Raw genomic sequence first — 12,267 nt, forward strand, 5'->3', positions numbered from 1 at the left:
GGAACCTTCCGTTACTTGATCGGCACGGTGGCGGTCACCGTGGCCTGGTCGATGTCGGTCGTGCGGACGGTGATGCGCAACTGCCAGTCGCCCCGGGCCGGCAGGTTGACCTCGCCGGTGGCGTGGTTGTCACTCAACGGCAGCAGCGGGACGGTGATCGGCTCGATCCCGGCCGAGGGCAGCGCGGCTGTGACCTTCCACTCCTGCACCGGCTGGGGACGACTGTCCTTGGTGTAGGCGTACAGGTGCATCGAGTTGTTGCCGGTCTCGGCCGGGTCCAGCTGGACCTCCAGCGAGTAGATCGGGCTGCTCAGCGTGGCGGAGAAGTAGCCCTGCTCGGCGCCCGCGACGTCCGCGGCGGCGGTACGCGCCGGGGTGGTCTGCACGAGCGTCGCCGACACACCCAGGACCACCGCCGTGATCACCAGCTCGGCCACCACCGCGCGCCGCATCGCGCCCGGCCGGCCGGCGGCGACCCGCCGCCGCACCAGCGCCCGGGAGTACGCGGCCACGCCGATCACCAGCGCGAACAGCACGATCTTGGCGAGCAGGAGCCGGCCGTACGTGGTGTCGAACAGCGCCTGCAGGGAGGCCACCTCGATCAGGCCCTGCACGGTGCCGGCCAGCAGCAGCGCGGCCACCGCGAGCGCGGCCCAGCGGGACCAGATCGGCAGGATCGCGTCCAGCTCGCGCTCGTCGGCCCGGCGCAGCAGGAACACCGCGAGCATGACCAGGCCGCCCAGCCATACCGCCATGCCGCCCAGGTGCACCGCGTCCACCACCACGGAGACCGCTGGTGCGGGTGAGGCCGCCGCGTGCCCGGCCAGCGGCCAGGTGAACAGCGCCGCGCCGCCGAGGACGGCCAGGATGATCCCGTCGGTACGGCCGATCGGGCCGGCGAACAGCGGCCGGAGCAGGAACGCCGCCGCGGCGAGCAGGCCCAGCCGGACCAGGTGTGTGGTGCCGTAGGCGCTGCCCAGCACGTCACCCAGGCCGGAACCGGTCACGTCGAACAGGCCGCCGCCGTTGACGTACGGCACCTGGAGCCACACCTCGGCCACCGTCGCGACCGCCAGCAGGCCCAGTCCGGTCCAGGCCAGCCGGGCCGGTCCCCGGCGGGACAGCCGGCGCGGCCAGAGCGCGGCCAGCACCAGCGCCGGGCCGACGAGCAGCAGCAGCCCGGCGTAGCCGGCGTACTTTGCCACCTTCACCGCGTTCTCGGTGACCGGATTCGCCCGGTTGTCCGAGCCGCTGTCGGTGGGCGGCTCCGACGGCGCGCCGACGGAGTAGGTGAACGCGCCGGAGACCGGGTGGCTGTCGGCCGAGATGACCCGGTAGCTCACCAGATAGGTGCCGCGCCCGCCGGACGGGTCCACCGGGATGGTGACCTCGGCTCCCTGGAACGTCGGCTCGCCCCGGTCGGCCCGCGAGCCGTCGGGGGCGATCACCCGCACCTTCCCGGGCACCTTGCGGACGCTCTCACTGAACGTGATCACCACCTGCGCGGGCGCCTCGGGCACCACGGCGGAGGCGGCCGGGCTGCTGCTCACCAGCACCGCATGGGCGGCGGCCGGGGTGGCCGGGACGAGCAGCAGGGCGACCAGCAGGAGCAGCAGCCCGGCGACGGCCCCGGAGCGGGCGGCGACGACCCGGGACGGGCGGCGTACGGCAGCAGTCATGACCGCCATGGTTCCCGAACCGGGGCGGGTCCGGCGAGCCGGTCTCCGGCGGGCGTGATCGAACGCCCACCCGCGCGGCGGCGCGCGCCACGCCGCGCCTGCTCGGAGGTCATGGGAAGGTAGTCGGACGGCCGGCCGGAAAAGTTCCCGGCGTGTGCGGGACCACGGAATGGGTCGAAGGACCCTGTCCCCTCCAGGTACGCCGCGTAACCTCGGGTGACGTGATCCCCGGCCCGCGCGACACCGCCGCCGACCGCCCCGAGTCGGCGCCCGACGCTGCCCGGGACGCGGCCACCGGCTGGGCGCTGGCCGCCCGCGACGGGAACCGCGACGCGCAGGCCGCCTTCGTCCGGGCCACCCAGGCCGAGGTGTGGCGCTTCGCCGCCGCGCTCGTCGACCCGGACACCGCGGACGACCTGACCCAGGAGACGTACCTGCGCGCGTTCCGGGCGCTGCCCGGCTTCGAGGGACGCTCCAGCGCGCGTACCTGGCTGCTCGGGATCGCCCGGCGGGCCTGCGCCGACCACCTGCGCACCGTGGTGCGCCGCCGCCGGCTCGACGCGCGGCTCGCCGCCCAGGCCGCCACCGACCGCCCGTACCCGGACCCGGCCGGCCAGCTCGGCGCCACCGACCTGGTCCGCCGGCTGCCCGCCGAGCGGCGCTCCGCGTTCGTGCTCACCCAGCTGCTCGGCCTGTCGTACGCCGAGGCCGCCGACGTGGAGGGGGTGCCGGTGGGCACGATCCGCTCCCGGGTGGCCCGCGCCCGCGACGAACTGGTCGACGCCGTCGGCGACACGCTGGCCGGATAGCGGGAACCTTTCGTGGCGCTCGGACGACGAATGACTGTGACCCCCTCCCCCTCCCGGGCCGGCCGATGGCATGCCCTGCGGCCCTGGCTCGGCGTCGCGGCCCGCCTCGGGCTCGCCGCCGTGTGGCTGATCGCCGGCGGCACCAAGGTCGGCGACCTGGCCGCCTCCGGCCGGGCCGTGAACGCCTACCAGGTGATGCCGTACGACGTGGCCACCGTGATCGGCGCGGCGCTGCCGTTCGTCGAGCTGGCCCTGGGCGTCCTGCTGCTCGCCGGGCTCGCCACCCGGATCAGCGCCGGTGTCTCCGCGGCGCTGCTCGTGGTCTTCATCGCCGGCATCGCCTCGGCCTGGGCCCGGGGCCTGGCCATCGACTGCGGGTGTTTCGGCAGCGGCGGGCAGCTCGCCGCCGGCCAGACGCCCAGCTACCTCCCGGAGATCCTCCGGGACCTCGGGTTCCTGGTACTCGCCGGGTTCCTGCTGATCTGGCCCCGCACCCCGTTCTCCGTGGACGGGTGGCTGGCGGGCGACGACACCGTGGAGGACACCGATGAGTAGTCGCAAGGGGCGCAAGGACGCGGCCCGGGTCGTACGCGAGCAGATCGCCCGGGAGAAGCGGCGCAAGCGCACGCTCTGGACCTCGATCGCCGCGGTGCTGGTGCTCGTCATCGCCGGGGGCATCGGCTGGGCCGTCTACTCCAGCCAGAAGTCCGACGAGTTCACCGCCCCGCCCGGCGCCAACGACGCCGGCACCGGCATCGTGCTCGGCACCGGACCGGTCACCATCGACCTGTACGAGGACTACCTCTGCCCGGCCTGCAAGCAGTTCCAGCAGGTCAACGGCGAGACGCTCAACCAGCTCGTCGACGAGGGCAAGGCGAAGCTGGTGTTCCACCCGGTCGCGTTCCTGAACCGCTTCTCCACCACTGAGTACTCCACCCGCTCCTCGGCCGCCTCCGGCTGCGCCGCACAGGGCGGGAAGTTCCGCGAGTTCACCGACCAGCTCTTCGCCAAACAGCCGCCGGAGGGCGGCGCCGGGCTCAGCAACGACGAGCTCGTCGACATCGGCGCGGGCGTCGGGCTGAACCGCGACGAGTTCGCCTCCTGCGTCTCCGACGGCACGTACCGGTCGTGGACCGAGCACGTCACCGACGAGGCGAGCAAGTCCGGCGTGACCGGCACCCCGACCATCAAGGTCAACGGCAGTGAGCTCCAGGACCGCAGCCCCGAGGGGATCAAGTCGGCGGTGGAGGCGGCCGGCAAGTGACCGCACCCCTGCGCCGGGCCGCGCTGGTGCTCGCCGTCGCGGCCACCGCCCTGCTCACGCTCGCCGCGCCGGCCGCCGCACACGGCGCGGACGCGCCCGACGGCACCGACTACCGCGCCACGATCAGCGGCGTCGACCCGGACCGCCCCGGGCTCACCGCGCGGATGGTGGAAGCCGGCGCGCGGCTGGAGCTGACCAACGACACCGGCGCCGACGTCACGGTGCTCGGCTACTCCGGTGAGCCGTACCTGCGCATCGGCCCGGGCGGCGTGTACGAGAACAGCCACTCCCCCGCCACGTACCTGAACCGGACGCTGGCCGGGGAGACCCGCCTGCCCGCCGAGGCGAACCCGGCCGCCGCGCCGGACTGGCGGCGGATCGACGACGGACCCACCGCCCGCTGGCACGACCAGCGCACGCTGTGGCGGGAGGACGCCCCGCCGGTCGCCGTCGCCGCCGCCCCGGACCGGGAACACCGGGTACGCGACTGGGCGGTGCCGCTGCGCGCCGGTGACACCACCGGAGCCGTACGCGGCACGCTGGACTGGGTGCCACCGCCCGACCCGTACCCCTGGTGGGTGGCCGCCACGCTGGGTTTCCTGCTGATCGGAGCGGCGGGGCTGGCGCCGGGCGGCACCGCCGCCGGGGTGCGGGCGCTACGCGCGGTGGGTGCGCTGCTCGCAGCGGGCGGCGCCGCCACGGTGGCGCTCACCGTGGCCCGCGCGCTGGACACCGGCGCCCCCGGCACCGGCGGAACGCTCGCCGAACTGGTCACCGGTCAGGTGTGGACGCTGCTCACCGGGCTCGGCGCGCTCGCCGCCGGCGGGTACGCGCTGGCCCGCCGCCCGGCCGCCGACTTCGTGCTGGCGCTCGCCGGCGCGTGCCTCACGCTGTTCGCCGGGGTGACGAACCTGGCCGCGCTGTCCCGCTCGATTCCCCCGGCCGCCGGCCCGGCCGTGCTGGTCCGGGTGCTCGTGGTGGTCGGCCTGGCGACAGGCGCCGGCGCGGTGGCGGCGGGCCTGCTGCGCCTGCGCACCGCCGCAAGAGCAGCCCGCCCCACCCCCCACCCAACCCCCACGCCCTGACCCCGCACCGCCCCGGCGATCTGTGAGTGGAGGTTGCCAAGCGTCCCCGGCCCCCGGCCCCCGGCCCCCGGCCCCCGGCCCTCGGCCCCCGGCCCTCGGCCCCCGGCCCTCGGCCCCCGGCGAGATCTTGGTACCAAACGGCCCTCATAGGGGCCCGGTCCTACCAAGATCTGCACTGCTCCCACCATGCGAAACGCCAATCTCGCATAGCGGGAGGGCGCGCCCAGGGCGCTCGCAGCGCTCGGTGATCTTGCGTTGCGGCCCCGGAGATGTTGTGAACGCCTTGGATGCCGGGGCGGAATATGCGAGATCGCGGAGTTTAGGTTCAGGTGGGCAGTAGTTCCTCGTTCGGGCCGGTTGTTGTGGCGAGCGCACGAGTGGAACACCACGGGTGTCAAACCGCCCCCGACACACCCATCACGTTCCACTCCCGCCGCACTCACCCCTGGGCGGCGTGATCTTGCAGTTGCCGCCCCGAGCTTGCGGCTTTTGCCCCGGAATGACCGGACCGAAAGTGCAAGATCGCGGCGGAGAGGGCGGGAGGGGCGAGCGCCGGGCCGGGTCAGGTGGGGCGGGGGGCGAAGCCGTAGGGGAGCTCCAGGCGGTGGGCCGTGAGCAGTGCCTCGTCGGACAGGAGGTCGGCGGTGGGGGCGTCGGCGACGATGCGGCCGGCGTCCAGGATGACCGAGCGGGGGCACAGCTCGGCCGCGTACGGCAGATCGTGGGTGACCATGAGCAGCGTCACCGGCAGGGTGCGCAGGATCTCCGCCAGCTCCCGCCGGGCGGCCGGGTCGAGGTTCGACGAGGGCTCGTCCAGAACCAGGATCTCCGGGCGCATGGCCAGCACGGTGGCCACCGCCACCCGGCGCCGCTGCCCGAACGACAGGTGGTGCGGCGCCCGCTCCCGGTGCTCGCTCATGCCGACGGCCGCGAGCGCCTCGTCGACCCGGGCGGCCAGCTCGGCCCCGCGCAGGCCCAGGTTGGCCGGGCCGAACGCGACGTCCTCGGCGACGGTGGGCAGGAACAGCTGGTCGTCCGGATCCTGGAAGACGATGCCGACGCGGCGGCGTACCTCGGCCAGCGTGTCCCGGTCGCGGCTGACAGTCAGGCCACCGACGCTCACCGTGCCCTCGGTCGGGGTGAGGATGCCGTTGAGGTGCAGCACGAGCGTGGTCTTGCCGGCGCCGTTGGGCCCGAGCAGCGCCACCCGCTCGCCGCGCGGCACGGTCAGGTCCACCCCGTGCAGGGCGACGTGACCGTCCGGATACGCGTACCGGACGCCGCTGATGTCGAGGGAGGGCGGCTGCTGCACGTACCCGATCATTGCAGGACGAGCGCGACGGCGGCGATGGTGGCCGCGATCGCCGGCACCGTCGCGGCGGCCGCCCACTGGCCGGCGGTGGCCGCGCCGGCCCCCTGCCACACCGCCGGCATCCGGCCGGTGTAGCCGCGGGAGAGCATCGCCAGGTAGACCCGCTCGCCGCGCTCGAAGGCGCGCAGGAACAGCGCGCCGACCCCGGCCGCGAAGCCGCGCAACTGCCACAGGAAGCGCGGGTCGTCACCGCGCGACACCCGCGCCACCCGCATCCGCCGGGCCTCGCCGACGAGCACCTCCAGGTAGCGCAGCATGAACGTGGCGATCTGGGTGAGGATCTGCGGGCACCGCAGCCGGTCCAGGCCGAGCAGCAGGTCACGCGTCGTCGTGGTCGCCGCCAGCAGGAGCGACGCGAGTACGCCGAGCGTGCCCTTGGCCAGGATGTTGAACGCGCCGTGCAGCCCGTCGACGGACAGGGCGAGCCCGGCCACCTCGACCCGCTCCCCCGCGCCGAGGAACGGCAGCGCGAACGCGAACAACACGAACGGCAGCTCGATCAGCGCCCGGCTGAGCAGCCAGCGCGGGCCGACCCGGGCCAGCGCGGCCACCACGGCGACCAGGAGCGCGTACCCGCCGAAGGCCCAGTACGCCTCCCGGGGCGTCGCCACCACCGCGACGGTGAACAGCACCATCGCGGCGATCTTCACCTCCGGCGGGAGGCGGTGCACCGGCGAGCCGGACTCGCGGTAGAGCACGTGCGCGTGCCCGGCCCCCATGGTCAGCGGGTGCCGGTGGACGGGGTCGCGGCCTCGTCCGCCGAGTCGGCGCTCGTGGTGGGCGGGGCGGATGCGGCGGGCGTCGCCGGGCCGCGGCGGCGGGCCAGCCAGAACAGGCCGCCACCGAGCGCGAAGGTGAGCAGCACACCGAGTACGCCGGACAGGCCGGTGGAGACGAAGTCGTTGCCGATCCCGCGTACGCCGTAGTCGGCGAGCGGGCTGTCCGCCAGCTCGTGGTCCTTGGCCTGCTGGGCCGGGCAGTTACCGCCGGTGATCTCGTCGTCGGCGTTCACAGTGCAGCCCTTGAGCAGTGACGAGTCGAGGCCGTCCGGGTGCGAGGAGGCGTAGTTGCTGACGACGCCGGCCAGCAGCAGTGCCACCAGCAGGCCGCCGAGCAGGAACGGCCAGTGACGCTTGCTCATCGGGCACCTCCGGCGACCGGGACGGCGGGAGCCGGCGTGGCCGGCTTGAGGGCGCGCAGCGCGTACACCAGGTCGGGCCGGACCTTCGCGACGGTGACCACCGTGGTCGCGGTGATCAGGCCCTCGCCGATGCCGATGAGCAGGTGGGCGACGGCCATGGTGCCGGCCAGGCCGGCGAGGTTGCCGCCGAGGTCGGTGGTGCCGCCCAGCCAGTACTGCAGGACGAAGCCCTGGGACGCGACCACCACGCTGACCAGGGCGGAGACGAACGCGGTGACCGCCAGCCCGGCCGGGGTGCGCGGCAGCACGCGCAGCAGGAGCGCGATCAGCAGGTACGCGGCGGCGGTGCCGAGCAGCGCCATGTTGGTGATGTTGAGGCCGAGCATCGCCACCCCGCCGTCACCGAAGACCAGCGCCTGCACGATCAGCACCACGGCGACGCAGAGCGCGCCGACCCAGGGGCCGACGAGCAGCGCGGCCAGCGCGCCGCCGAGCAGGTGACCGCTGACCCCGGCGGTGAAGATCGGGAAGTTGAGCATCTGCACGGCGAAGATGAACGCCGCCACCAGACCGGCCATCGGGGCCAGCCGGTCGTCGAGGTCGGCGCGGCCCCGCAGCACGCAGAAGGCGAGTGCGGCGAGGGCGAGAGCCGCGAAGATCGCGGCGACCGGACCGTTGATGATCCCGTTGGAGATGTGCATCGCCAGGGTGTCCACGCGCTCAGCGTATTTCCAGGAAGGCACTGTTGCCAATATCTGGCAACAACCCCATGATGGCCGTCACCGCACCCGCGCGTCACCGTCGGCCGCCCGCGTCGGCCCGGCGGTATCGTCACCGCCATGACCGACCGTCTCAAGCCCGGCGACCCCGCCCCCGAGTTCACCCTCCCCACCGACGACGGCGGCACGCTGTCCCTGGCCGGCCTGCGCGGCCGCAAGGTCGTCCTGTACGCGTACCCGGCCGCGATGACGCCCGGGTGCACGAAGCAGGCGTGTGACTTCCGGGACTCGCTCGCCTCCCTCCAGGCCGCCGGCTACGAGGTGGTGGGCATCTCGCCGGACAAGCCGGCGAAGCTCGCCAAGTTCCGCGACCGGGACGCCATCACGTTCCCGCTGGTCTCCGACGAGGACAAGGCGGTGCTGACCGCGTACGGCGCGTTCGGCGAGAAGCAGATGTACGGCCGCACGGTCACCGGCGTGATCCGCTCGACGTTCGTGGTGGACGAGGACGGCAAGATCGAGCAGGCGTTCTACAACGTGCGGGCCACCGGCCACGTCGCCAAGCTGCGCCGGGATCTCGGCCTCGACTGAGGCTGCCGGACGGGCTGCCTCCTCGCGGCTCGTCGCGTCGCGGCCGACGGCGGCCGGCGGCGGCCCGGAGTACACACGGCTGCGGCGCGACACTCTAAACTCAGCGGGTCGGGCGGGAGTGGCGGAACGGCAGACGCGCAGGCCTTAGGAGCCTGTGTCCGAGAGGACGTGGGGGTTCGAAACCCCCCTCCCGCACCATCAGCGATGTCACGCGCATCACGAACGCGGGTTCGGGCCGCGTCGCCACGCGCAGGATGGCGTCGTGGACCTGCGTTTCGTACTCGACCCCGACCTGACCCCCGAACTGCGCGAACAGATCGTCGCGCTCTGGGTGGACGTGACGAACGCCGGCGGCGCCGTCGGCTTCGTCGCCCCCGTGACGGCGGACGAGGTACGCCCGCTCGCCACGTCGACGCTCGACGAGGTCGCGGACGGGCCGGACCGGCTGCTCGCCGGCTACGAGGGCGAACGCCTGGTCGCCGTCCTGGTCATCGCCGACAACCGGTTCCACCTCAAGACGCACTGGCGGGTGCTCAAGCGCGTCATGGTGCACCCCGACACCCAGGGACGCGGGTACGGCGCGGCGCTGATGCGCGAGGCCGAGCGGATCGCCCGTGGGCTCGACCTGGCGGCGCTGCACGTGACGGTCCGCGACGGTCTGGGCCTGGATCGCTTCTACAAGCGCCTCGGATACCGCGAGACCGGCCGCCTCCCCGCCGCGCTGCGCCTGTCCCCCACCGACGCCCGGGACGAGATCCTCATGTGGCTGGACCTCCCGACCTGACCCGCCCGCCCCGGCTCGGCGATCTTGCACTTTCAGCCCCGGCAAAAACCACATCCAGGACACCTGGAGGGCAGCAAGTGCAAGATCGGCGGGGCTGAGGGCTAGGAGCAGGGGGACGGGGTGTGTGGGGCGGCGGCTGCCTGCACCACGGGCTCCGTGAGGGCTTGGGTGGGGGTGGCCGGGGTGGGCGGCGGCGTGGGGGCGGAAGGGCTGGGGGTGGGGGTGGGGCCCGGGGGTGTGGGGCTCGGCTTCTTCGGGGCGGGCCCGGGGGCGGCGGGACCGGTGCCGTACATGCGGGTCCTGCTGCGCTGCACCTGACCGGGGAGCATCCGGATGCCGGTCGCGGTCGCGCGGTGGCCGTACACGTCGGTGACCCGGATCTCGTACGGGCCGGGACCGGCCCCTGACTCGATCAGCCAGTAGTTGTAGTCCTGCCGCTGGGCCGCACGCCACGAGCCGTTCTGCCGCACCTCGACCGAACGCAGCGGGTTGCCGTGGTCACCGACCAGCACGGCGAACCACCACTGCGACGAGCCCTCCTTCACCCGGAAGGTGAGGGGACCGGACAACCTCGGGTTCACCACCGCGCGGTAGCTGACCTTCACCACCCCCTGCACCGGATCGGCGATCCGGGCGAACGCCTCGGCGGACAGGTCGAGGTGACCCGGCGCGCACTCCGGGCACTGGTCCATCACCAGCACCCGCACCGTGCCGCGTGGGCCGGTGACGTCGAGGAAGCCTCCGCAGGAGGCGCCGGAGGCGTACTCGGCCGGGCCGAGCGCGACGTACATCCGGTCGGCGGGCGCGGCCGGCCGGGAACAGTTGCCGCCGGCGCCCTCGGAGTCGTAGAAGGTCGCCTTGCCGCTGCGCGTCGCGCCGCCGACGGGCGGGGCGGCAGCCACCGGCAGGGCAGCGCCGAGCGGCGGAACGGCGGCCACCGGCAGTGCGGCACCGGGCGCGAGCGCGGCCACGGGCGGGAGAGCGGGCACGGCAGCGCGCGGCGGGGCGGCGCAGGCCGGGGCGGCGCCACCGCGTACCGCGAGGGTCACCGCGACCGCGGCGGCCACGGTGACCAGACCGGCGGCGGCCAGGCGGCGACGGCGTGTGGCGGCGCGGCGACGACCGTCCGGGATGGCGGGTCCGGGCGCGTCGCCGGCGTTCGGCGGATGGGCTGTGGGGCCGTCGGTCACGCCGGTCGATGCTGCCCGACCGGCGCGCCCCCGGACAAGCGAGCTAAGCGAAAGCTAAACCGGGCGCAGCGCGCGGGCGGTGGAGACGACACCGGCGAGCCTGCCGGCGAGGTCGGGTTGCTGCCGCAGCGAGTCCTCCAGGCGGACCCGCCACACGCCGGTCTCGACCGGCAGCCGGGCGTCGCCGGCCCAGCGGACCCGGTCCCGGGTCTCGTCGAGGGCCGCCGCCGTGGCGGGGCCCATCAGGGCGCCGAGTTCGCCGCGCAGCCAGCCGAACAGGCGCTCGTCGTGGATCGCCCCGCCGATGACCCGGGCGGCGTCCCACGCCACCCGCGGTTGGTGGATGACCTGCATCTCGACTCCTCGGTCGACCTGGCCTTCCGCACCATCATCGATCCGGCGGGGGCCCGGCGGCAAGGCCCGGCGCCGGCCGGCTCGCCGCGGCGGCCGCGGACCACCGCTGGCGTCACCGGCCGGGCACGGGTCCACGCGGTGCGACGCGAATCAGTAGCATCGCGGCATGTCAGATCGCCACCAGCTCACCGATTCCGGCCGGCGCGCGCAGGGCTCCGATGTGGAGCCTGGCGGGCCCGTGGAGGAGAAGGCGCCCCGGCGCCGCCGGGGCCGGCGGATCGCCCTGATCGTGCTGCTGGTGGTGGTGCTGCTCACCGGCGGCGGCGCCCTGGCCGGTGGTCTCTACTACCGCTCCGTCGACAAGTCCATCGAGCGGGTCGACGCCTTCGAGGGCGTGCCGGAGGAGTCGCGCCCACAGGTCGAGGCCAAGGGCGCCATGAACATCATGATCCTGGGCAGCGACACCCGCGACCCGGAGAGCACGGGCGGCTCGCGCAGCGACACGATCATCCTGGCCCACCTGCCGAAGGACCGGTCGAGCGCCCAGCTCATCTCGATCCCCCGGGACACCTGGACGGCCATCCCCAAGTCGAAGGAGGGCCGCGGCGGTCGCGACGCGAAGATCAATGCCGCGTACGCCTGGGGCGGCGTGCCGCTGATGGTGCAGACGGTGGAGAAGTTCAGCGGCGTACGGGTGGACAACGTGGCGATGGTCGACTTCGCCGGTTTCAAGGAGATCATCGACGCGCTCGGCGGTGTCGAGATCGACGTGGAGAAGGGCTTTACCACGAAGTACTCGCTGATCGGCACGCGGACCTTCGAGAAGGGCCGGCAGACCATGGACGGGGCCGCCGCGCTGGACTACGCGCGGGAGCGGCACGCCTTCCCCGACGGCGACTTCGCGCGGATCCGGCACCAGCAGCAGGTGATCAAGGCCATTCTGGACAAGGCCGCCTCGGGCGGCGTGCTGACGAACCCGGCCAAGCTGAACTCGTTCGTCCGCGCCACGTCGGACTCGGTGGCTGTCGACAAGTCACTGTCGCTCGTGGACCTGGCGATGGAGATGCGGGGCCTGCGCGGCGGCAACCTGACGTTCTTCACCTGCCCGGTGAAGGGCACCGGCCGGGTCGGCAGCGAGAGCGTCGTGTTCCCCGATCCGGCGCGATCCAAGACGCTGTTCGACGCGGTGCGCCGGGACTCGGTCCCCGACATCCTCGCCATCAGCGGAAAGTAGGACGTCGATCTGTCATGCCGGTGCTGGCGGCGAGGCGGGGCCGCT

At 73.9% G+C, this 12,267-nt stretch carries 14 protein-coding genes and 1 tRNA gene; 8 read left to right on the plus strand and 7 right to left on the minus strand.

The genetic code is table 11. The features are described from left to right. Positions 1-11 precede the first annotated feature (11 nt). Positions 12-1,679, minus strand: coding sequence for a copper resistance CopC/CopD family protein (locus V6U82_RS05450; protein WP_442933421.1), 1,668 nt, complete (start codon positions 1,677-1,679; stop codon positions 12-14). A 221-nt stretch (positions 1,680-1,900) separates the two neighbouring features. Here V6U82_RS05450 and V6U82_RS05455 point away from each other — a divergent pair, with 221 nt between their 5' ends. Genes V6U82_RS05455 through V6U82_RS05470 form a run of 4 tightly spaced genes read left to right on the plus strand, consistent with a single transcriptional unit; the run spans position 1,901 to position 4,837 of the window. After that, positions 1,901-2,488 carry a sigma-70 family RNA polymerase sigma factor gene (locus V6U82_RS05455; RefSeq protein ID WP_334459573.1) on the plus strand — a complete coding sequence of 196 codons (588 nt, stop codon included), beginning with the start codon at positions 1,901-1,903 and terminating at the stop codon, positions 2,486-2,488. Positions 2,489-2,518: 30 nt separating this feature from the next. Beyond that, a complete protein-coding gene (locus V6U82_RS05460) occupies positions 2,519-3,043 on the plus strand; it encodes a MauE/DoxX family redox-associated membrane protein (RefSeq protein WP_128139121.1) in 525 nt (174 codons plus the stop codon). Then, positions 3,036-3,752 (plus strand): thioredoxin domain-containing protein, encoded by a 717-nt coding sequence (locus V6U82_RS05465; protein WP_334459575.1) that lies wholly within the window; start codon positions 3,036-3,038, stop codon positions 3,750-3,752. Before V6U82_RS05460 ends, V6U82_RS05465 begins: the two co-directional genes overlap by 8 nt. Then, entirely contained in the window at positions 3,749-4,837 is a 1,089-nt protein-coding gene (locus V6U82_RS05470; protein ID WP_334459576.1) for a hypothetical protein, read from the plus strand. The genes V6U82_RS05465 and V6U82_RS05470 overlap by 4 nt, the downstream gene beginning before the upstream one ends. A gap of 562 nt (positions 4,838-5,399) precedes the next feature. Here V6U82_RS05470 and V6U82_RS05475 read toward each other — a convergent pair. From V6U82_RS05475 to V6U82_RS05490, 4 genes are read right to left on the minus strand one after another with little or no spacing between them, the layout of a single operon-like run. Then, on the minus strand, positions 5,400-6,161 hold the full coding sequence (locus tag V6U82_RS05475; protein ID WP_334459577.1) for an energy-coupling factor ABC transporter ATP-binding protein: 762 nt from the start codon (positions 6,159-6,161) through the stop codon (positions 5,400-5,402). Then, a complete protein-coding gene (gene cbiQ / locus V6U82_RS05480; RefSeq protein WP_013284390.1) occupies positions 6,158-6,928 on the minus strand; it encodes a cobalt ECF transporter T component CbiQ in 771 nt (256 codons plus the stop codon). Before cbiQ ends, V6U82_RS05475 begins: the two co-directional genes overlap by 4 nt. Before the next feature lie 2 nt (positions 6,929-6,930). After that, positions 6,931-7,350, minus strand: a complete 420-nt coding sequence (locus V6U82_RS05485; protein WP_334459579.1) for a PDGLE domain-containing protein — start codon at positions 7,348-7,350, stop codon at positions 6,931-6,933. Continuing rightward, complete coding sequence (locus V6U82_RS05490; protein WP_128138558.1) at positions 7,347-8,066, minus strand: energy-coupling factor ABC transporter permease; 720 nt, start codon at positions 8,064-8,066, stop codon at positions 7,347-7,349. Before V6U82_RS05490 ends, V6U82_RS05485 begins: the two co-directional genes overlap by 4 nt. A gap of 123 nt (positions 8,067-8,189) precedes the next feature. On the opposite strand from V6U82_RS05490, the gene bcp reads away from it, so the two are divergent. The 3 genes from bcp to V6U82_RS05505 all read left to right on the plus strand — a co-directional run bounded on the left by bcp (position 8,190) and on the right by V6U82_RS05505 (position 9,444). Then, a complete protein-coding gene (gene bcp / locus V6U82_RS05495; RefSeq protein ID WP_334459581.1) occupies positions 8,190-8,660 on the plus strand; it encodes a thioredoxin-dependent thiol peroxidase in 471 nt (156 codons plus the stop codon). 112 nt (positions 8,661-8,772) lie between these two features. Continuing rightward, positions 8,773-8,858, plus strand: a tRNA-Leu gene (locus V6U82_RS05500). Positions 8,859-8,922: 64 nt separating this feature from the next. Continuing rightward, the gene (locus tag V6U82_RS05505; protein WP_334459582.1) at positions 8,923-9,444 is read left to right on the plus strand and encodes a GNAT family N-acetyltransferase; all 522 of its coding nucleotides are present in this window, start codon (positions 8,923-8,925) and stop codon (positions 9,442-9,444) included. Between the two features lie 101 nt (positions 9,445-9,545). Here the strand turns inward: V6U82_RS05505 and V6U82_RS05510 are convergent, their stop codons facing one another. Both V6U82_RS05510 and V6U82_RS05515 read right to left on the minus strand, forming a co-directional pair. Continuing rightward, positions 9,546-10,634, minus strand: a complete 1,089-nt coding sequence (locus V6U82_RS05510) for an expansin EXLX1 family cellulose-binding protein (protein WP_334459583.1) — start codon at positions 10,632-10,634, stop codon at positions 9,546-9,548. Between the two features lie 54 nt (positions 10,635-10,688). Next, positions 10,689-10,988: a hypothetical protein gene (locus V6U82_RS05515; RefSeq protein WP_334459584.1), complete on the minus strand. Its 300-nt coding sequence runs from the start codon at positions 10,986-10,988 to the stop codon at positions 10,689-10,691. Between the two features lie 166 nt (positions 10,989-11,154). On the opposite strand from V6U82_RS05515, the gene V6U82_RS05520 reads away from it, so the two are divergent. Next, complete coding sequence (locus tag V6U82_RS05520) at positions 11,155-12,222, plus strand: LCP family protein (RefSeq protein WP_334459585.1); 1,068 nt, start codon at positions 11,155-11,157, stop codon at positions 12,220-12,222. Positions 12,223-12,267 lie beyond the last annotated feature (45 nt).

It is taken from the genome of Micromonospora sp. CPCC 205554 (assembly GCF_036902745.1).
GTDB classification, from domain to species: domain Bacteria; phylum Actinomycetota; class Actinomycetes; order Mycobacteriales; family Micromonosporaceae; genus Micromonospora; species Micromonospora tulbaghiae.